This is a genomic window from Crassaminicella indica, from assembly GCF_019203185.1.
Taxonomy (GTDB): domain Bacteria; phylum Bacillota; class Clostridia; order Peptostreptococcales; family Thermotaleaceae; genus Crassaminicella; species Crassaminicella indica.
In genome coordinates this window covers 449,815-471,658 of the sequence record NZ_CP078093.1, presented here as the reverse complement: position 1 = coordinate 471,658, position 21,844 = coordinate 449,815, and the positions used below count along the sequence as shown (strand labels likewise).

The 21,844-nt window shown below is 30.7% G+C and carries 19 protein-coding genes; 13 read left to right on the top strand and 6 right to left on the bottom strand.

Annotated elements, in window-relative coordinates; genetic code table 11:
• Positions 1–7 precede the first annotated feature (7 nt).
• Positions 8–1,507, top strand: a complete 1,500-nt coding sequence (locus KVH43_RS02265) for an acetyl-CoA hydrolase/transferase family protein (RefSeq protein ID WP_218283291.1) — start codon at positions 8–10, stop codon at positions 1,505–1,507.
• A gap of 76 nt (positions 1,508–1,583) precedes the next feature.
• On the opposite strand, the gene KVH43_RS02260 is transcribed toward KVH43_RS02265, so the two are convergent.
• The 4 genes from KVH43_RS02260 to KVH43_RS02245 form a co-directional block, all read right to left on the bottom strand.
• Entirely contained in the window at positions 1,584–2,279 is a 696-nt protein-coding gene (locus KVH43_RS02260) for an LrgB family protein (protein WP_218283290.1), read from the bottom strand.
• Positions 2,280–2,284: 5 nt separating this feature from the next.
• Positions 2,285–2,626: a CidA/LrgA family protein gene (locus KVH43_RS02255; RefSeq protein WP_218283289.1), complete on the bottom strand. Its 342-nt coding sequence runs from the start codon at positions 2,624–2,626 to the stop codon at positions 2,285–2,287.
• A gap of 173 nt (positions 2,627–2,799) precedes the next feature.
• Positions 2,800–4,878 (bottom strand): methyl-accepting chemotaxis protein, encoded by a 2,079-nt coding sequence (locus KVH43_RS02250; protein ID WP_218283288.1) that lies wholly within the window; start codon positions 4,876–4,878, stop codon positions 2,800–2,802.
• Between the two features lie 169 nt (positions 4,879–5,047).
• Positions 5,048–5,587, bottom strand: a complete 540-nt coding sequence (locus KVH43_RS02245) for a hydrolase (RefSeq protein WP_218283287.1) — start codon at positions 5,585–5,587, stop codon at positions 5,048–5,050.
• A 204-nt stretch (positions 5,588–5,791) separates the two neighbouring features.
• Between KVH43_RS02245 and KVH43_RS02240 the strand changes: the two genes are divergently transcribed.
• On the top strand, positions 5,792–6,517 hold the full coding sequence (locus KVH43_RS02240) for an NAD-dependent protein deacylase (protein WP_338028354.1): 726 nt from the start codon (positions 5,792–5,794) through the stop codon (positions 6,515–6,517).
• Positions 6,518–6,547: 30 nt separating this feature from the next.
• Here the strand turns inward: KVH43_RS02240 and bioA are convergent, their stop codons facing one another.
• Together bioA and bioD are read right to left on the bottom strand one after the other, a co-directional pair.
• Positions 6,548–7,894: an adenosylmethionine--8-amino-7-oxononanoate transaminase gene (bioA, locus tag KVH43_RS02235; protein ID WP_218283285.1), complete on the bottom strand. Its 1,347-nt coding sequence runs from the start codon at positions 7,892–7,894 to the stop codon at positions 6,548–6,550.
• Positions 7,895–7,905: 11 nt separating this feature from the next.
• Entirely contained in the window at positions 7,906–8,625 is a 720-nt protein-coding gene (gene bioD / locus KVH43_RS02230; RefSeq protein WP_218283284.1) for a dethiobiotin synthase, read from the bottom strand.
• Positions 8,626–8,894: 269 nt separating this feature from the next.
• Here bioD and KVH43_RS02225 point away from each other — a divergent pair, with 269 nt between their 5' ends.
• The 11 genes from KVH43_RS02225 (at position 8,895) to hutH (ending at position 21,794) form a co-directional block, all read left to right on the top strand.
• Positions 8,895–9,254 (top strand): ArsR/SmtB family transcription factor, encoded by a 360-nt coding sequence (locus KVH43_RS02225; RefSeq protein ID WP_218283283.1) that lies wholly within the window; start codon positions 8,895–8,897, stop codon positions 9,252–9,254.
• A gap of 20 nt (positions 9,255–9,274) precedes the next feature.
• On the top strand, positions 9,275–11,470 hold the full coding sequence (locus tag KVH43_RS02220) for a heavy metal translocating P-type ATPase (protein WP_255547791.1): 2,196 nt from the start codon (positions 9,275–9,277) through the stop codon (positions 11,468–11,470).
• Between the two features lie 65 nt (positions 11,471–11,535).
• Positions 11,536–12,489, top strand: coding sequence for an ROK family protein (locus KVH43_RS02215; protein ID WP_218283281.1), 954 nt, complete (start codon positions 11,536–11,538; stop codon positions 12,487–12,489).
• Positions 12,490–12,625: 136 nt separating this feature from the next.
• Entirely contained in the window at positions 12,626–13,093 is a 468-nt protein-coding gene (locus KVH43_RS02210; protein WP_218283280.1) for a hypothetical protein, read from the top strand.
• Between the two features lie 27 nt (positions 13,094–13,120).
• A complete protein-coding gene (locus KVH43_RS02205) occupies positions 13,121–14,845 on the top strand; it encodes a phospho-sugar mutase (RefSeq protein ID WP_218283279.1) in 1,725 nt (574 codons plus the stop codon).
• Between the two features lie 136 nt (positions 14,846–14,981).
• A complete protein-coding gene (locus KVH43_RS02200; RefSeq protein ID WP_218283278.1) occupies positions 14,982–16,175 on the top strand; it encodes a class I SAM-dependent rRNA methyltransferase in 1,194 nt (397 codons plus the stop codon).
• 114 nt (positions 16,176–16,289) lie between these two features.
• Positions 16,290–16,649 carry a GntR family transcriptional regulator gene (locus KVH43_RS02195; protein WP_218283277.1) on the top strand — a complete coding sequence of 120 codons (360 nt, stop codon included), beginning with the start codon at positions 16,290–16,292 and terminating at the stop codon, positions 16,647–16,649.
• Positions 16,650–16,651: 2 nt separating this feature from the next.
• Positions 16,652–17,350, top strand: a complete 699-nt coding sequence (locus tag KVH43_RS02190; RefSeq protein WP_218283276.1) for an ABC transporter ATP-binding protein — start codon at positions 16,652–16,654, stop codon at positions 17,348–17,350.
• On the top strand, positions 17,343–18,077 hold the full coding sequence (locus tag KVH43_RS02185) for a hypothetical protein (RefSeq protein WP_218283275.1): 735 nt from the start codon (positions 17,343–17,345) through the stop codon (positions 18,075–18,077). The genes KVH43_RS02190 and KVH43_RS02185 overlap by 8 nt, the downstream gene beginning before the upstream one ends.
• A 190-nt stretch (positions 18,078–18,267) precedes the next feature.
• The gene (locus KVH43_RS02180) at positions 18,268–19,932 is read left to right on the top strand and encodes a glycosyl hydrolase family 18 protein (RefSeq protein WP_218283274.1); all 1,665 of its coding nucleotides are present in this window, start codon (positions 18,268–18,270) and stop codon (positions 19,930–19,932) included.
• 332 nt (positions 19,933–20,264) lie between these two features.
• Positions 20,265–21,794, top strand: a complete 1,530-nt coding sequence (hutH, locus tag KVH43_RS02175) for a histidine ammonia-lyase (RefSeq protein ID WP_218283273.1) — start codon at positions 20,265–20,267, stop codon at positions 21,792–21,794.
• Positions 21,795–21,844 lie beyond the last annotated feature (50 nt).

Genomic DNA, 21,844 nt, shown 5'->3' with positions numbered 1-21,844 from the left:
AAGAGACATGAAGTATGGCGACAGAATAAGAAATAAGGATTTAATTAATAAAATAGCAACAGCTGAAGAATTAGCAGAATTGATTCATGATGGTATGGTAATTGGTGTTAGTGGATTTACACCATCAGGATATCCAAAAGCAGTACCTCTTGCACTTGCAGAAAGAGTAAAAAAGAGTGGAGAAAAAATGCGTTTAAGCCTGTATTCTGGAGCTTCGTTAGGACCAGAGGTAGATGGGGCTTGGACAGAGGCAGGTATTATTGCTAAAAGACTTCCTTATCAAACAAATAGTAAATTAAGAAATGCTATCAATAACGGAGAAGCCGAGTATTTAGATATGCATTTAAGTCATACACCTCAGTATGTAAACTATGGAATATTACCAAAGGTTGATGTTGCTATTGTAGAAGCTGTAGCGATTACAGAAGAAGGACATATTATTCCTACTACTGGTATTGGTAATACACCTGTATTTGTAAAACAAGCAGATAAGGTTATTGTGGAAATCAATTTGAAAAAGCCTTTAGCACTAGAAGGAATGGCTGATATTTATATGATTGAAAATCCACCAAATAGAGAGCCTATTCCAATTACAAAGCCAGATCAAAGGATAGGAACTACTTATATTCCATGTGGGTTAGATAAAATCGCAGGAATTGTTATAACAGATTTACAGGATAAAACTAGACCACTTACACCAGTAGATGATGTATCTAAAAAAATATCTGCTAATATATTAAAGTTTTTACAAAAAGAAGTAGAATTAGGAAGGCTTCCTAAAAATTTACTTCCAATACAATCAGGTGTAGGAAGTGTTGCAAATGCAGTACTTTATGGACTATGTGAATCAAGCTTTGAAGATTTAACATGTTATACAGAAGTTGTTCAGGATTCAATGCTTGAGTTATTAAGATGTGGGAAGGCAAAAATAGCTTCTACTACATCTGTCAGCCCGTCACCAGAAGGCTTGGTAAAGTTTGAAGAAGAGATTGAATTCTTTAAAGATAAAATTATTTTAAGACCGCAAGAAATCAGCAATCATCCAGAAGTGGCAAGAAGATTAGGGGTTATTGCTATGAATACAGCCCTAGAGGTTGATATATACGGAAATGTTAATTCTACTCATGTGATGGGGTCTCGTATGATGAATGGAATCGGTGGTTCTGGAGATTTTGCTAGAAATGCATATCTTACAATATTTACAACAGCATCTACTGCAAAAAATGGAGATATTTCATCTATTGTACCAATGGTTTCACATGTAGACCATACAGAGCATGATGTTATGGTTATTGTAACAGAGCAAGGAGTTGCAGATTTAAGGGGACTTAGTCCAAAGCAAAGAGCGTTAGAAATTATTAATAATTGCGTACACCCAGATTATAAGGATAAATTATTAGATTATTATAATAGAGCTTATGAAAGTGGATATAAGCATACGCCTCATATATTAGAAGAAGCTCTTTCATGGCATACAAGGTTTATGAAAACAGGAAGTATGAAATAAGTTAAGATATAAATTTTGATTATAATAAAAGAGAATGGTACTTTGTTAATGGAGTACCATTCTTTTGTCTTTATTATTATAAGTTTATAAGAGAAAATAAATTGATTAATAAAGGGGCGAGTAAAACAGTTATAATTCCTGCTAAGGCAATAGAAAGACTGCTCATAGCTCCTTCTGTTTCTCCCATTTCAAAAGCTTTAGATGTTCCAACAGCATGTGAAGCTGTTCCAATAGCAATACCCTTTGCTACACTGTGATTGATTTTTAAAGCTTTACATATTAATGGTGCAATCACCGCCCCAATAATCCCAGTTATAATAATTGCAATAACAGCAATAGAGGTTAATCCACCTAAGCTGTTTGATACAGCGATACCAATAGGTGTTGTAATTGATTTAGGGATTAAAGAAAGCTTAAGACGATTTTCTAAATCAAATAATTTTGCTAATAAAGCAACAACAGTGATGGAGGTAATAACTCCAGTAGTAATACCAATGATAATAGCTGTCATATGACTCCTTAGAGCTGGAACTTGTTTATACATAGGAATGGCCAATACTACTGTAGCAGGGCCTAAAAAGAAAGAAATTAAATTTCCACCTTTGTTGTAAACCTCTAGTGGTATATTAAAATACAATAAAATCGTAATGATAATAAAAATACTTATGAGTATGGGATTTAAAATAGCCAGCTTTGTTTTTTTATAGATATATAATCCAATGTTGAATGATAATAAAGAAACAATTATTCCAAATAATGGGTTGTCAAGCATAAATTTCAGTCCTTTATCAATTTTTGTACGATCAAGCCTGTTACACCCATTACAATAATGGTGCTTAAAATAATAATAATAGTAATGGGGAGACAGTTTGCTTTTATAAGTTCTAAAGAAGCAATAAGTCCTACACCAGAGGGAATGAAGAAAAAAGCCAGATGCTTTAAAAAGAATTCTCCACATTCTTCAACCCAAGATAGTTTGATTATTTTTAATGATAATAAGCCAAAGAGTATGAACATTCCTAATATGCTTCCTGGAATAGGAATATTTAATATTCCATGAAGCCATTCCCCTAATTGCCATATGCATATAATAATTAATAATTGTATGAATCCTTTCATATTTCACCTCGAATCATTTTATGCCTCATTATACAAGGCAAAGCTATATGAATCAAATATAAAAAAATGTTATATTAGGAAAATAGAGACGATCATATTAGAATACATGATTAATAATAATAAAATCACCTTATTGCTATTGAAATGATTTAAAGTGGACAAAATTGTCCACTTTAAATATTAAATCTGTCAACAAGCTCTTTTAATTGGATTGATACCTTATTAAGGTCTTGTGCTGTATTAGAAATTACGTCTATACTTGTTGATTGTTCCTCGACAGATGCAGAAACTTCTTCTGTAGATGCAGCAGCTTCTTCAGATATTGCTGAAATTTCTTGGATAGAAGTAACAATATGTTCTTTATTTTCATCAATATCTTTTATATTGATATATACATTTTGTATTTGCTGTACAGTATTTTTTATGGTTTCTTCTATTTTGTCAAATACTTGTGCAGTACTACATAAAACTTCATTTGTTTGATCATTTATTTCTTGAGCTAGGTCTGTATGTTCTTTTGTTCCGTGAACTTCTAATTGAATTTCATGTATTATTTTTTCTATTTCCTTTGAATATTTACCTGTTTCTTCTGCAAGCTTTCTAATTTCTTCAGCAACTACAGCAAAGCCTTTGCCTGCTTCACCTGCTCTTGCAGCTTCAATAGCTGCATTTAAAGCCAAAAGATTTGTTTGTTCAGAGATTGTATTAATAGCATGAACTATTTCACTTATAGTACCAGATTTATTTGAAAGTGCATTAACTTTTTTCCCTACTTCATCAATGATTTTATTATTTTCAACAAATTTCTTTTCTAAATCTGTAATGGCTTTAATACCTTGTTGATTTACTTTTATAACTTCATTTGAGCTTTCTTCCATTAAACTGGAGCTTTCTGTTACATTTTTTATTTTATCTGCAAAGTCAGACAGCTTTAATGCGCTAGCTTGAGCTTCTTGAGCTTGAGAGGTTGCTCCATTTGCGAGCTCTTCAACAGCTTTTACAACTTCATCAACAGATGCAGAAACATCTCTAGATGAATCTGCAAGATTTTGAGCATATGCTGTAACGTGCAGTGCATTTTCTTTCATCGTTTCGGCGATTGTTCGTAGAGCTTGGCGCATATCAAATATTGATTGTGCAATAACTCCTGTTTCATCTTTATATTTTAAAGCTGATTCGAATTTTTTGTCATAGATTAGATTAAAGTTTTTTGTTTTATCTATTAATTCTGTTAGCATAACAATTGGTTTTGCTATTTTTCTTCCTAAATAAAGAGCAATTAGTATAGATAAAATTATTCCTGATAATGTAACAATTATTAATAGCTGTGTGAGGTCTTTCATATCTTTAAAAATTTCTTCTTTACTTATTGCCATAAGTAGGAACCAACCATTATCTAATTTTTCATAGCTTAAAATTTTATCAACCCCACCAAATTTAACTTCAGACAGTCCTTTATCTTTTTTAGAAAGAAGGTCAGCAATATATTTATACCTTCCTCCATCTAAAGTCAATAAGTTATCATTTTTTGTTAATGTAGGATGTATAATATAGTCATATTTTTCATTCAGTAAAAATGCATATCCTGTATCATAGAGTTTAATATTATTAATTTTATTTTTAAATATATCACAATCAAAGTCTACTCCTACTACACCAATTAAAATATCATCTACAAAAACTGGAGTGCTATATGTGATAATTTCTTTTTTAGTTAAACTATCTATGTAAATATCACTCCATATCCCTTTTTTTAATTTTATTGGATCATAATACCATGATAAAAGCTCATTATCAGGATTAAAATCCTCTATTGTATAAATGTCACCTTCTATTTTTATAAATTCTCCATTGCCTTCTTGATCTGCATAGAGAATATTGTAAATGTTTTTAGTAAGTTCAGGATTTAAGATAAAATAGGAAGCTGTAATTCCTTTTGAATATTCTCCAAAATCTTTAACTGTCAAAGAGACATGATCAGTATATTCTTTATAATAATTAGGGTCATTCATTTTACTTTTATCAAAGCTTACTGCTAATGCTGACTCTAGATTATTTACATTCATTTCTACAGTAGAAATTGTACTGTTAAAGTAACTGCTTATATTTTCAGATTTTAAGGAAAGATTTTTCTCGATTTCATTAACGATTACTTTGGTAGATTTATTGAGGCTTATAGTTGTTATAAAAGCCGCCATGAGTACTGAGCATATAACAACAGTTAAAATAATTTTGGTGCTTATCTTTTTCATCTGTTATTCCTCCTATATATCATAAGGCTATAATCTATATACAACAAATTTCTACATAAATTTTAAAAATCCTGCATATATTTTACATAAATAGTTATAATTATATATTTATATAAAAAGTTGAAAAATTTATTAAAAAGATAAAAGCAAGCCAAAATTTTGGCTTGCTTTATTTAACTAGCTTAGATATTGTTTTGAAGGTATCATTACCTGCATATCTGCATAATTCAAAAAGAATAGATTCATATGTCGAGATAATTGCACCTTCTTTTTTCATTCTTTCAATAGCTATTTTTTTATCATTTTCTTTTCTTGAAGAGATACAATCTTCTATTACAACAGGAGTATAACCATTGTCTATTAAATCAATTACTGTTTGAAGGACGCATATGTGAGATTCAATTCCAGCAATAATAATCCATTCTTTATTTAAATTATCAATTTTTTCTTGAAGCTTTGGTTCATCACAGCAGCTAAAGGATATTTTTTCTATATTTTCAGAGTCTTCTAGCATTCCTTTTATTTTACTTACAGTAGGGCCTAATCCTTTTGTGTATTGTTCAGATACTATAATGGGAATATCCAAAGCTTTTAAACCTTCAATAAGAATTGTTAGATTTTTTAATAATTCTTTACTATTCATATGAGGAAGAAGACGTTCCTGAATATCAATGATAACAGCAGTTGTATTTTCTTTTAAGATTCTCATTGGGGACACTCCTATCTTTGTTTTTTTTGTTATATTCTATATTCTTTTATAAATTCCTTCTAAATAATTGGAAAATGGTTATTATTTGGAAAATATATAAAGATATATATGAACATAAGAGAGGGAAAATTAAAAAAATACAAATATGATATAATGAAGATATGAAAAATATGGATATCCTATTGATTTGAGGAGGCTTTGAGCATGGAAAAATTAAAATCAATGATTGACGCAAGTGACAATATTGTTTTCTTTGGAGGGGCAGGTACATCTACAGAAAGTAATATACCTGATTTTAGAACAGCTGATACAGGATTATACAGTAGTAAGGGACAAAAATATCCACCAGAAGTAATACTTAGTCACAGCTTTTTTATGAAATACACAAAAGAATTTTATCGATTTTATAAAGAAAAAATGATTTATCCAGAAGCAAAGCCTAATTTGGCTCATTTAGCACTTGCAAGATTAGAAAAACAAGGCAAATTAAAAGCTGTAATTACTCAAAATATAGATGGACTACATCAAATGGCGGGAAGTAAAAATGTTTTAGAGCTTCATGGTTCTGTATATAGAAATTATTGTATAAAGTGTAGAGCAAGCTATTCTTTAGATGATGTAGTGAATAGTATAGAAATGGTTCCTAAATGTAAAAAATGTGGAGGCATTATAAAGCCTGATGTAGTTTTATATGAAGAGGGACTAGATACATATACACTTGAAAAGTCTATAGAGTATATAGTTAATGCTGATGTGTTGATTGTAGGAGGAACATCACTTGTGGTATATCCAGCAGCAGGACTAATTGAATATTATAGAGGAAATAAATTAATACTTATCAATAAAAGTACTACTCCTTATGATCATGTCGCTAATTTGGTAATTCAGGACAGCATAGGGAAAGTATTGGATTGTATAGTAGGTGAGTGATTAAGACTCACCTTTTTTTCTCAAATTAAATCAGATTCTAAAATATTCGTTTATTGAAGATAATGTACTAGATACCATATGCTCAATATCTTCCTTTTCAATGACATATGGAGGCATAAAGTAGATTACATTTCCTAAAGGACGAAGTAATAATCCTTTTTTTAGAGCAATCTGATAAATCTTATAGCCTACCCGTTCTTTCCAGTCAAACCCTACCTTTGTTTGTTGATTTTTTACTAGCTCTAATGCACCAACCATTCCTAATTGACGGAACTCTCCTATATAAGGATGATTGTGAAAAGCAGATTGTACCATTTCTTTTATTATTTTAGATTTTTCATTGTTTTTTTCAAGTATTCTTTCATCCTCGAATATATTCAATGTTTCACAGGCTACTGCACATGCCATTGCATTTCCTGTATAACTATGACTATCCATGAATGCTTTTAAGTTCACATAGTCGCTGTAGAATGCATCATAAATTTCATCAGTCATAAGCATTGCAGAAAGAGGCATATATCCAGCTGTAATACCTTTTGATATACACATAATGTCAGGAGACACATTTGCATGCTCACAGGCAAACATTTTTCCTGTTCGTCCAAAGCCTACTGCAATTTCATCTGCAATGAAATGAATATTATAGGCTGTACAAAGCTCCCTTAATTTTTTTAGATAAATTGGAGGATATATTTTCATTCCTGCAGCGCCTTGAATTAATGGTTCTACAATTATGCCAGCAATTTCACTGTGTTTTTCTAAAACTAGTTTTTCCATAGCGCTAAAGCACTCGGCGTTACAGCTTTTTCTACATTTATTATAAGGACATCTATAGCAGTCAGGTCCCTGTACTTTATGAGTTTCCATAAGAAGAGGCTTATAAATTCTTTTATAAAGGTCGATATCACCTACAGCAAGAGCTCCAATGGTTTCTCCATGATAGGCATCAGAAAGGGCAACAAATCTTGTTTTACTAGAATTTCCAGTTTGTTGATGATATTGAAAGCTTAGCTTTAAAGCATTTTCTACTGCTGAAGAACCATTATCTGAAAAAAATATTTTATTAAGCCCCTCTGGAGTTATTTTTATAAGCCTTTCGGCTAATTCAATAGCAGGTTTATGAGAAAAATTTGCAAAGATAGTATGTTCTAATTGATTGATTTGTTTTATAATAGCTTGATTGATTCTTTCATTGCAGTGTCCAAATAAATTAACCCACCAAGAAGAGATCACATCTAAATATCTATTACCATCTATATCATAAAGATAAGGACCTTTTGCATTTTTAATAATGATGGGTGGAAAGGCTTCATAATCTTTCATTTGAGAACATGGGTGCCATATATATTGTAAATCCTTCCTTTGTAATTCATGCATAATCATCTCTCCTAACATGCTTTCATCCATTTTATGATTGTTTCAATTTGAATATGAGTTTTTATAGCTTCTTTTAAATCTCCATATTGCATTTTTTCTACATTTATATTTTTGAGCTTGGGTAGAGTAAGAACTTGAAGATTTGTAGCTTTTTCAAGGATTTGTTTATTGTCAGCATGACATATGTTTAAAGCATTATAACCATTTAATAGAATTCCCTTTACTTCAATCCCCATATCTTCTGCAAAATTTACAGTAAGCATAGTATGATTAATGGTGCCTAAGCCTGCATGAGCTACTATAAGAATGGGTAAGTTTAATTCCTTGATCAAATCATATAGCATATAATTTTTAAATATTGGAACAACTAGTCCACCAGCACCTTCTACAACTATATAAGCATATTTTTCTTTTAGTTGGAGAAACTTTTCTTTGATTAAAGCTATTTTGATTTGTATATTTTCTATTTCTGAAGCTAAATGTGGTGAAACTGGAGTATGAAATTTATATGGGGTCATATTTTCTAAAGATTCAGGAATATTTCCTATTGTTTTTACAAAATGGGTATCTCCTGGAATCAACTCGTTGTTTTTTAAGACTGCTCCACTTAAGACAGGCTTAAAATAACAAGCATTATAACCTTTTGAACGAAGAAGATGGATAAGTCCTGCTGTAACAACAGTTTTTCCTACATCTGTATCTGTTCCAACGATAAAAATTCCTTTTGACATATTTACACCTCGAATCATAAAAAGGTATTTTCTGAGCTTTTTGTTTACATATAGAATAACTCTAAAACAATACATTGTCAACTAAATAAAAGATATGGTTTACAATAGCTTTACGAAATGAATATTGACTTTTTAGTGATAGGTGAATATAATATATATAAACATATGAACAGCTATTCATATGTTGTGAAGTAAGTTGAAATATATAACCTAAAAAGATTAGCGTAAATAGTATGTAAGGAAATCAAGCCTACAAAAGGAGGAGTATTATGGAACAAAATAATAATTGTTGTAACTGTAATATTATTCATGAAGAGATAGTTAAAAAGGTTCGAGAAAAGATGATTGAGGAAGAAAAATTATATGATTTAGCAGAATTTTTCAAGGTATTTGGAGATAGCACGAGGATTAAAATTATATGTGCTTTATTTGAAGCAGAAATGTGTGTATGTGATATTGCAGCATTGCTTGAAATGAAGCAGTCTGCTATATCTCATCAATTGAGGATATTAAAAAAAGAAAGACTTGTAAAATATAGAAAAGAAGGAAAGGTAGTTTATTACTCTTTAGATGATGAGCATGTTCAGAAAATATTTGAACAAGGACTTCATCATATTAATCATAGATGAAATATGAAAGGGGAAAGTGCATGAATAAGATACAAAGAGAATTTTTATTAGAGGGACTCGGATGTGCTAATTGTGCAGCAAAAATAGAAAGAAGAATAAAAAAAATTCAAAAGATTACTCATGCTGATATAAATTTTGCTACTAAAAAGCTGACAATTGAGTCTGATGCTTATGAATTAGAGGAGACTATAAAAGAGATTAAAGAGATTATAAAAAAAATAGAGCCTCATGTGCAAGTGGTTGATAAAGGTAAAAAAGAATGCTTTCTAGATAAGAATAATCATTATGGTGCTAATGGGGATTGTTGTGGACATAATCATGCACATGATGATCAAAGCAATGGAAGCAGTGGTGAACATTATCATGAACATGAAAACTTCAATAAAAAAGAGGTTATAGCCCTTACTAGTGGAGCTGTATTGTTTTTTATAGCTATAATATTTCAATTTAATTTTTGGATTGAGCTGTTATTGTATGTAGTAAGTTATCTTTTAATTGGTAAAGATGTTTTATTAAAAGCGATAAGAAATATTTTTAGGGGAGAATTTTTAGACGAAAATTTTTTAATGACTATTGCAGGAATAAGTGCTTTTGTAATGAAAGAATTTCCAGAAGCTGTAGCAGTTATGTTATTTTTTAGAGTAGGAGAGATTTTCGAGGGGGCAGCTGTAAATCGTTCAAGAAAGTCTATAGAAGCTTTACTTGATATTCGACCTGATTTTGCAAATTTAAAAACAAAAGATGGGATTTTTAAGGTATCTCCTGACGAAGTGAATATTGGTCAAGATATTATTGTAAAACCAGGAGAAAAAATTCCGTTAGATGGAAAAGTTGTGGCAGGAGCATCTATGATAGATACATCTATACTCACTGGAGAAGCTATACCAAGAAAAGTTCAAGTAGGAGATGAAGTTTTTAGTGGAGCTATTAATAAGAATGGTGTTTTAACAGTAGAAGTTACCAAAGGCTTTAGAGAGTCAACTGTATCTAAAATATTAGAACTGGTTGAAAGAGCAAGTAGCAGGAAGGCACAAACAGAAAAATTCATCACAAAATTTGCAAGATACTACACACCATCTGTTGTTTTTGTAGCGCTAATGCTTGCTGTAATACCGCCGCTATTTATTACAGGAGCTACCTTTGCACAATGGATATATAGAGCTGCTATATTCTTGGTTGTATCTTGTCCATGTGCATTAGTGATTTCTATTCCACTAGGCTTTTTCGGAGGGATTGGTGCAGCATCTAAAAATGGTATACTCATAAAGGGAGGAAATTATTTAGAAGCCTTGAATAAGGTAGATGCAGTAGTATTTGATAAAACAGGAACTATCACAAAGGGTGTATTTAATGTTACAAAAAAAATTGCGGTAAATGAGTTTGAAGAAGATGAGATAATATATTATGCTGCTTATGCTGAATATTATTCAAACCATCCAATTGCAGTATCTATACGAAAAAGCTATAAAGGAAAAATCCAAGAAGAACTGATGAAGGATTATGAAGAAATCTCTGGGCATGGTGTAAAAGTAATCGTAGATGGAAAGGTTGTATTGGCAGGAAATAAAAAGTTAATGAAAAAATATGATATAGATTATAAAGAAATAGATGAATTAGGAACTATTGTGCATATAGCAGTAGATGAAAAATATGCAGGAGCAATAATAATATCTGATGAAATAAAAGAGGATTCTGCGAAAGGTATAGAACAACTGATGAAATTAGGGGTTAAAAGATTTGTTATGCTAACAGGGGATCATAAAAAAGCAGCAGAAGGTATTGCAAAAGAAGTAGGAATAGATGAAGTATATGCAGAATTATTGCCACACGAAAAGGTTGAGAAGCTTGAAGCTATACAAAAGAGTATGAAAGGAAATATTGTATTCATAGGAGATGGAATTAATGATGCTCCTGTACTTGCAAGGGCTGATATAGGTGTGGCTATGGGAGGACTTGGTTCTGATGCAGCGATTGAAGCTGCAGATGTGGTACTCATGACAGATGAAATCAGTAAGATGGCAACAGCTATTCGTGTTGCAAAAAGAACAAGAAAAATTGTATGGCAAAATATAATCTTTTCATTAGGAGTAAAAGGGATTGTTATGGTATTAGGGGTAGCAGGTATGGCAAATTTATGGGGAGCAGTTTTTGCAGATGTAGGTGTTGCTTTGATTGCTATATTGAATGCTATGAGGGTTATGAAGGATAAAGGTTAAGTTCTGGATTCAGAGCTTAACCTATATTCATTTTGTTGTTATAATAAGTTATATGGAGGTGATTTATGATGAAAGTTTATTGTGCTATTGATCTGGGTGGAACAAAGATGAATATAGGAATTATGACAAAAAATGGAGAGGTTTTAGAGCATATTAAAATTCCTACCTTTGTAGAAAAGGGACCAAAGCAAGCTATAAAGAGAATGAAAAATACTATATATGAATTATTAGAAAAGCTTGGCTTAAAAGAGGAAAGCTTAAAGGGGATAGGAATCGGTTCACCTGGACCTTTAGATAGTGAAAAGGGAATAATTATTAAGAGTGCTAATCTAAAAGGATGGGAAAATGTTGAAATCGTAAAAAGTCTTGCAGAGGATTTTGAAAATATACCTATAAAGCTAGAGAATGACGGAAATGCTGCAGCATTAGGAGAATATTTATTTGGATTTGGAAAGGGTTCTAAAAACTTTGTTTATATAACTGTAAGTACAGGAGTTGGCGGAGGTGCTATTATAGATGGAAAGCTTCAGAAGGGTGGAAATTCAAATGCTTTTGAAGTAGGACATACTATTATAAGCCTAAATGGACCTAAATGTAACTGTGGTAATTATGGATGTTTGGAGGCTTATGCCTCAGGAACTGCTATAGGAAGAATTGCAAGAGAAAAGCTTTCAGAGGGGAGAGAAAGCTTGATTTCAAAAATAGCAGGAGAGGATTGTGTAAAGGCTGAACACGTATTTGAGGCTGCTAAAGAGGGAGATGCACTAGCTATTGAGATTGTGGAAAATGAAGGATATTATCTTGGAATAGGGATTTATAATATTATTGCTCTTTATAATCCTGAAAAAATTAGTATAGGTGGTGGGGTTTCAAATGGCTTAGAGCTTTTTTATGATAAGATGATTGAAACTATTAACAGTATGTCATTAAAACCAAATATTGAGATATGCAATATTAAAAAGGCACATAGAGATGATTGTGGCTTGGTAGGAGCTGGAGCTCTTGTTTTTTATAAATAATCATATTTTTATGAATACCTCTTTAAAAGAAGGGGTATTTTTAATATAGAAAGTATAAAAATATACTTGATATTACATTTTATGGTATATTAATAATGAAAAGCCATATATAATATCTTTAGGAAGGAAGAGGAAGGTGGCATATACTGTAATAGATTTGATTAATAAAGCTATTGTTATTGCAAAGAAAAGATATGAAATGTATAAAAATATTGGTGAAATTATGGAGCAAGATTTTAGAGTTACACTTGCTGCAAATATATTAGTAAAAAGTGTTGCCAAAAATATTGCTTATTATGAGAAATTAAAGCTTGAACTTGAAAAGGATGATGAGGTAATAGATTTTGCTACATATGATAAGATTTCTTTTTTGTTCAACAAATTTTTACAAAGATTTGAAAGCCCAGAGATTAAGAATGTAAAGGAGTTTCTAGAATTCTCAGTAGACTTTGAGAAAAAGATTGTGGCATTTTATATAGATATTCAAGGAAGATTAGTAAAAAAACAAGAGGATACGGATAGGAAAGCATATAAAATTTTATCTGCTATAATAGAGGAAAAACAAAATCATATTAAAAATTTACAAATGTTTATTAAAAATTAAATGAAAAATTTATAGGAGGGAAACAGCATGGATTATCAAAAAAGATATGAGCAGTGGGTTAGTAATGAATATTTTGATGAAAAAACAAGAGAAGAGCTTATGGGTATTAAAGATAATTACGAAGAAATAGAAGATCGTTTTTATAAAGATTTAGAATTTGGGACTGCAGGGCTTCGTGGGAAAATAGGTGCAGGAACTAATCGAATGAATGTATATATTATTGCACGAGCAACCCAAGGACTTGCAGATTTTATTGTTCAAAAAGGAAAAGAATATATGGATCGTGGCGTTGTCATTGCTTATGATTCTAGACATTTTTCAAAGGAATTTGCAAAAAAAACAGCACTTGTTTTAGCTGGGAATGATATAAAAGTTTACTTATTTGAAGATTTGCGCCCAACGCCTGAGCTTTCTTTTGCAGTAAGAAAACTCAATACGGCTTCTGGTATTGTAATTACTGCTAGTCATAATCCTAAAGAATATAATGGATATAAAGTATATTGGGAAGAAGGCTCTCAAATCCTAGAAGATATGGCATCAGCTATTACAGAAAATATCAATCGTATAGAAGATTTTTCTATGATTAAAGAGGCAGATGAGGAGGAAGCTATCAAAAAAGGGCTTTTGCAAACGATTGGACAGGAAATAGATGATGCATATATAGAGAAAGTAAAAGGATTAAGTTTAAGAGATGATGTAGACAAGGAGATAAATATTGTATATACACCATTAAATGGAACAGGGAATATACCTGTTAGAAGGGTTTTAAAAGAAAGAGGGTTTAAAAATGTAGTAGTTGTACCTGAACAAGAAAAGCCAGATCCAGATTTTACAACAGTTGGGTATCCTAATCCAGAGGATGTAAAAGCTTTTAAATATGCACAAAAATTAGGTAAGAGCAATGGAGCAGATTTATTGATAGCTACAGATCCTGATTGTGATAGGGTAGCTGCTATGGTGAAGGGTGAAAAAGATGAGTATATTGCTTTAAATGGTAATCAAATGGGAGCAATATTGATTCAATATATATTAGAAGCAAAAGAAGAGAAGAAAACATTAAAAGAAAATTCATATATTGTAAAATCTATTGTTACAGGAGATTTAGGAAAGGCTATTGCAAAATCCTATGGGGTAAAAACTTATGAAGCATTAACTGGATTTAAAAATATTTGTGGAATTGTAAACGAATTAGAAAAACAGGGAGATCATTTTTTTGTATTTGGATATGAAGAAAGCATTGGGTATGTGGCAGGAACCTTTGTAAGAGATAAAGATGCTGTGATTTCATCTATGCTTTTATGTGAAGCTGCAGCTTATTATAAAAAACAAGGAAAGACACTTTTAGATGTTTTAGAAGATATTTATAAAAAATATGGATATTATCAAGAAAAGCTTATATCATTAGTATTAGAAGGAATAGAAGGGAAAAATAGAATCGATCGAATGATGAAAGCTTATAGAGATACATATCCTACAGAAATTGATGGTCGAAAATTAGCTAAATATATAGATTATCAGAAACAAATTGCTTTTGACTTTTTAAAGGATAAAGAAGAAAATATTGAAATACCTGTAGCTAATGTATTAAAATTTATATTTGATGATCATTCATGGTATGCGATTCGTCCATCAGGAACGGAGCCTAAAATTAAGATTTATTTGTATACAAAGGGAGATAATTTAGAAAGTTCACAAGAAAAATTAAAAGTTATGGAAAAGATTATTATGAAAAGATTAGAGGAAGTAGAATAAAAAATTTCACTGGCATCTATTGAAAAAATAGATGCTATTATATTATTTAAATTGTACGAATATATGAATGCTTTATAAGTTATAAATCATTTTCATATGTTATAATATTTAAGCAAAAGAAATAGAGGTGTGAAATATGAAAGAGATCAGATTAAAGATTAAGAATAGGTTTTTAAAAAGATATAATAAAGGGTATCCACTCATATTAAAGGAAGCAGTACAGAATATAGATAATTTAAAAGAAGAAGGGCAGATTATTCAATTAGTAGATGATAAGAATAGGTTTATTGCGAAGGGGTATTATGGTCTTCAGAATAAGGGGTGTGGATGGGTACTCACTTCAAATGAAAAAGAGAAAATCAATGATACTTTTTTCCATAAAAGATTGTTAAAGGCAATCAGCTTTAGGGGGAAATTTTATTCAGATGAAAATACTACAGCCTTTCGCGTATTTAATGGAGAAGGAGATGGAATAGGTGGATTTACTATTGACTATTTTGATGGATATTATTTAATCAATTGGTATAGTAAAGGAATCTATCGGTTTAAAGATTATGTAATAGATATTTTGAAAAATTTATCTGATTGTAAAGGGATTTATGAGAAGAGGAGATTTGATGCACAAGGAAAGTTTATAAATGAAGATAGCTTTGTATGGGGAGAAGAAGCACCAGAGCCTTTGATAGTAAAAGAAAATGGTGTAAATTTTGCAATTTATTTGAATGAAGGGGCTATGGTAGGTGTATTTTTAGACCAAAGAGAGGTAAGAAAGAAAATTAGGGATAAGTATGCAAGAGGGAAAAATGTTTTAAATACTTTTTCTTATACAGGTGCATTCTCTATTTTTGCAGCTATAGGTGGAGCAAAAAAAACTACAAGTGTAGATCTTGCAAATAGGAGTATTCCTAAAACTATAGAACATTTTAGTTTAAATGGTATTGATTATGAAACACAAGATATTATTGTGGAAGATGTATTTCATTATTTTAAATATGCGCAAAAGAAACAATTAAAGTTTGATTTAGTCATATTAGATCCTCCAAGCTTTGCTAAATCTAAAAAAATTCGATTTAGCGCTGCTAAAGACTATAAGGATTTATTAAAATCAACTATAAATATAACAGAAAAAGAAGGAATAATAGTAGCATCGACTAATTGTGCTAGCTTTGATATGAAAAAATTTAAAGGATTTATAGAAAAAGCTTTTGAAGAAATGGGCAAAAAATATGAGATACTAGAAGAGTATAGATTACCCCAAGACTTCAGAACTATAAAAGAATTTAAAGAGGGAAATTATTTAAAGGTAGTATTTATAAAAGTTAAAAAGTAGCTTTATTTTGACATCTACAAAAATTTGTAGATGTTTTTTATTTGGAATTGATTGACATAAATAATATAATAGTGTATTATTTAACTATGACAGTAATACAAGTGAGGTGAGTTAATGGAGTTTGATACTAGAATACCGATATATTTACAAATTATAGAAAAAATAAAAAAGGAAATTACATTAGGAAAGCTTAAAAAAGGTGAAAAGATTCCTTCAGTAAGAAGCATGGCAAGTGAGTTAAAGGTAAATGTAAATACTATACAGCGGGCATATCAAGAACTAGAGAGAGAAGGCGTTACATTTACTCAAAGAGGAAAGGGGTCTTTTGTTACGGAGGATGAGAAAATGCTTAATAAGATCAAGGAAGATATGGCAAATGAATTGATTAAAAGCTTTGTAGAAGGAATGAAAGAATTAGGTTATGGGAATGAAGGCATTGTAAAAAGTATCAATGAGTATATGAAGGAGGCGTAGGAATGGAGCTTTTAGAAGTGAAAAATTTAACAAAAAAGTACATCAGGAAAAAAGCATTAGATGGTTTAAATATTACTATAGAAGAAGGGAAAATATATGGTTTATTAGGGCCTAATGGCAGTGGGAAAACAACTCTGATGAAAATTATTGCAGGAATTACGCAACCAACTAGTGGAGAAATATACATGATGGAAAAGAGAATAGGTACAGAAACAAAAAAGAATGTTTCTTATATGCCAACTAGCAATTACCTTCATAAATGGATGAAGATAAAAGATTGCATAAATTATTTTAAAGATATGTTTGAAGATTTTGATGAAGAGAAAGCAAAAGAATTGATTGCTTTTATGGGATTGAATGAAGATCAAAAGGTAGGTGCTTTGTCTACTGGAATGCTTGGGAGATTAAAGCTTAGCTTGGTGCTTGCAAGAGATGCAAAGCTATATATTTTAGATGAGCCTTTAAATGGCATAGACCCTATATCTCGTGAAAAAATAATGGATGCGATTGTAAGTGCTTGTGATGAAGATAAAACACTGATTATTTCAAGTCATTTAGTAAAGGAATTGGAGAGAATTTTAGATGAAGTGATATTTATAGATAAAGGAAAGGTTGCATTATCAGGAAATGCAGAGGATTTTAGGATTCAAAAGGGAGTTTCTATTGATGAATTATATAGGGAGGTATATAAAGATGCTTAAATTAGTAAAGTATGAATGGATGAGTCGTTGGAAGTTTTTTTTGGGAGGGATTATATTATTAACATTTTTTAATTTATACATTATAACAAAATCACCTGATAATATTGATCCAAAAGTTTTTGCTATTACATCGATAATTATTTTTGTAGCAGGAATTGTTTTGATGGTGGACCATATAGGTAGAATGTATCATAGCTTATTTAAAGAAACAGGCTATTTATTATTCACTACCCCTTTAAGTGGATATAAAATTTTGGGAGGAAAAATTATCACGGTAATACTAGAATGCTTTGGAATTTTACTATTTGGTGGTTTGTTAATGTTTATAGATTATTTAATAGTTATAAGCAAATATCCTGAACTTCAAATGAAGTTAAATATACCTAATGAATTGATTGCTTATATAATGAAATTTTTCGTTATGTTTTTATTAGGATATATTATATTTATATTAATGGCTTATTTATCTGCTGTTTTGGCTAGAAGTGTTTTTTCTGTTTTTAAATATGGGAAATTATTATCCTTTATATGCTTTCTTGTTATAGCGGAAATATTAGGGAAAATAGTGGAATTAGTAGATAATACAAAACATTTAGTACATATTGGTTTTTATGGAGAAATACCAACGTTTAATATTAGCAACTATTATTTTATTATGATTATATGCATAATAGGGATATTATTTATGATTACAGGGTATTTATTGGATCGAAAAATCAATTTATAAAAATAATTATATATAGTGAAAAAGTAGATGACGGAGAATATAAGAATCATGTATAATGAAAATAGGGAATCAAGGCCTCACCCTTATATGGGTGAGGTTACGTACTTTAATGGGGATATTGGAACATAGTAGAATAAAACAGAATATTTTCCACTTGTGCTATAAGACTTATTAAGAAAGGCGGGATATTTTGAAGAGAAAAGAAATTTATATGATTTTAGGGTGTTTGGTCTTATTATTAGGATTTATTTTTTCTGAGCATTATTCTTTAGCAAAGGAATATAAACAAGGGCTTTTTATCAAAGATGGCGAAAAGGTTACTGAATATGAAAATTATAATGAAATTGTAAACATTGAAAAGGAAAACGTTTATATAGATTTAGATATTTTGAACAATCATTTGAATTTATTAGTAGATTATGATGAAAATAATAAAATTGCAGTAATTACAAGTCTAGATAAGGTTATTCGATTTTATCAAGAAAAAGAAGTAACAGTAAATCAACAAAGGACAAATAATATTTCTCCTATGATGATTATCGATGGAAGGCCTTTTGTACCTATTAATCAAATAGCAGATTTGTTAAGTATAAAATTCAATTTTTCAAAAGATAATTCTTCTGTTATTTTAGAAAGTCAATTGGGCAAAAAAATGACTGCAAAAGCAGTAAAGGATTATGTAAATGTACGATTTGAAGCAAATACTGCATCTATGGATAATGACTTGCTTAAAAAAGATGAAGAAGTAGAGATATTAAAGGATGAAACTAATTGGTTAAAGGTTATAACCCCTAGAGGGAAGGTTGGATATGTGCAAAGGAAAGAACTAAAAGATATTGAAGAAATGATGAATATACAAGCTTTAAATAAGCCTATTTGGAAGCCCCAAAATGGAAAAATAAATCTAACTTGGGAGTATGTTTATAAAAAAACTGCAAAGCCTGATACAATTGGAACGTTAAAGGGATTAAATATTGTATCACCAACTTGGATGAAGCTTAAAGACGCATCAGGAAATATTGATAATAAAATCAATAATGATTATATTAATTGGGCAAGGAATAGAGGCTATAAAATATGGCCATTATTCAAGAATTGTTTTGACCCTAATTTAACAAATAAATTTTTAAATGATGCTATAGCAAGAGAAAAAGCAGTTAATGAAGTATTAAAGCTGATAAAAGAAAATAATATGGATGGGATAAATATTGATTTTGAAAATGTTTATTTAAAGGATAAAGAAAAGTTAGTTTTATTTGTAAGAGAATTAACTGCTGTTTTTCATGAGAATGGATTAGTTGTTTCTATAGATGTAACTGCAAAGGGTGGCAGTGAAAATTGGTCACAGTGTTATGATCGAGAAGCTTTAGGACAAGTTGTAGACTATGTATCTTTAATGGCTTATGATGAACATTGGAGTTCGAGTCCTGTAAGTGGATCTGTAGCATCAATCAGATGGGTTGAAAAGGGGATAAATGGTTTACTTGAAGAAGTACCAGCAGAAAAGCTCATATTAGGAGTACCATTTTATACAAGGATTTGGATAGAAACTCCATCAAAGGATAATCCAACTAAAATAGTTGTAAAATCTAAATCTGTAAGTATGGAAACGGTAAATGAAATTATTGAAAAAAAAGGGATTGAAAAGGTATGGGATGAAAATAGTGGTCAAAACTATGTAGAGTATATAGAAAATGATAAGCTTTATAAAATATGGATAGAAGATGCAGTGTCTATGAAAGCCAGAGTAGATCTTATTAATAGGTATAATCTTGCAGGGATTGCAAGTTGGAGAAGAGGATTTGAAACAGAAGACATATGGGATATTATTGATGAAAATTTGAATAAACAATAAGCTAATGGGATACCATTAGCTTATTTGTTATAGCTATGCAAGAATAATATAGTATTTACACCGAAGTATAGCTAATCTACTACAAATTAAGAATGCAGTAACAAGCTATTATAGGGTTAGTTATTATTGAACGTGGATTATTCAAATAGGAGCTATATTATATGAGTTTATAGAGATAAAGTGGTATTACGTGAACAAGTTTGAACGGCAGTGCAGAATATTGACAAAATATACACAAAAATATACAATTGAGTAAAATCAGAATATTTTCAAAAAGGAAACTTAATAAAAAATTTATTTAAATTGATATTTGATTTAAGGGGGTAAAGATTATGAATAGAGTTTTTATTGATGGAAATCATTTGAGTTTGCAGGATGTAGTAAATGTAGCGAGAAAAAATTTTTCTGTAATATTAACAGATGAAGCGCTTGAGAGAGTAAAAGAATCAAGAGCTTTTGTAGAGAAGCTGGTAGAAGAAGGAAAAGTCGTATATGGGATTACTACGGGTTTTGGAAAATTTAGTGATGTTGTTATATCAAAGGATGAGGCAAAGGATCTGCAAAAAAATTTGATTATGAGTCATGCTTGTGGGGTTGGAAAACATTTTCCAGAGGATATTGTTAGGGCTATTATGTTACTTAGAGCTAATGCTTTAGCAAAAGGATTTTCAGGAATTCATCCTAAAACATTAACAACATTAATTGAGATGATCAATAAAGGGGTTCATCCAGCTATTCCAGAGAAGGGGTCTTTAGGAGCGAGTGGAGATTTGGCACCTCTTGCTCATATGGTACTTGTACTCATTGGAGAAGGAGAAGCTTACTATGATGGAAAATTAATGTCAGGAAAAGAAGCTATGGAAAAAGCAGGAATTGAACCAGTAGTATTGACTTCTAAAGAAGGATTGGCTCTTATTAATGGAACACAAGTATTAACAGCTGTAGGAGCATTGACTAGTTATGATGCAAAGAAACTATGTAAGTTAGCAGATATTGCTGCAGCTTTGACAATGGAAGCGTTAAATGGAATTATAGATCCATATACGGAAAGAGTACAGGAGGTAAGACCTCATTTAGGACAAATCAGTACTGCGAAGAACTTTTTAAAAATACTTGAAGGTAGTGAAAGAACAACTAGACAGGGTGAAATAAGGGTACAGGATGCATATACTTTAAGATGTTTGCCTCAGATTCATGGAGCAAGCAAGGATGCTATAAAATATGTATTAGATAAGGTTGATATTGAAATAAATGCAGCAACAGATAATCCTCTTATTTTTGCAGATGAGGAAAAAGCAATTTCTGGAGGGAATTTCCATGGTCAGCCGATGGCATTAGCTTTTGACTTTTTAGGTATAGCCATAGCAGAGCTTGCAAATGTTAGTGAAAGGAGAATTGAAAGACTTGTAAATCCTCAGCTTAGTGGTCTTCCAGCATTTTTAACGGAACATGGGGGACTTCATTCAGGATTTATGATTGCTCAATATGCAGCAGCAGCTCTTGTATCGGAAAATAAAGTCTTAGCCCATCCTGCCAGTGTTGATTCTATTCCATCTTCAGCAAATCAAGAGGATCATGTAAGTATGGGAACTATTGCAGCAAGAAAAGCTAGAGATATATATTATAATGCAAGTAGAGTTATTGCAATAGAATTACTTGCTGCAGCACAAGCAATAGATTTTGAAGCTGCTGATAAAAAATTAGGAAAAGGAACAAAAGCTGTATATGATAAGATTCGTCATGTGATAGAAACTTTACATGAAGACCGTATTATGTATAAGGATATCAATAAATCTGCAGCATTGATTGATGATGAAAGCATTCTAGATGCAGTAGAGGAAGCTGTTGGAGGATTAGAATAGAAGGGGATAGAATTTATAATGAAAAAGTACTTTCAGATAAACTCTGAAGG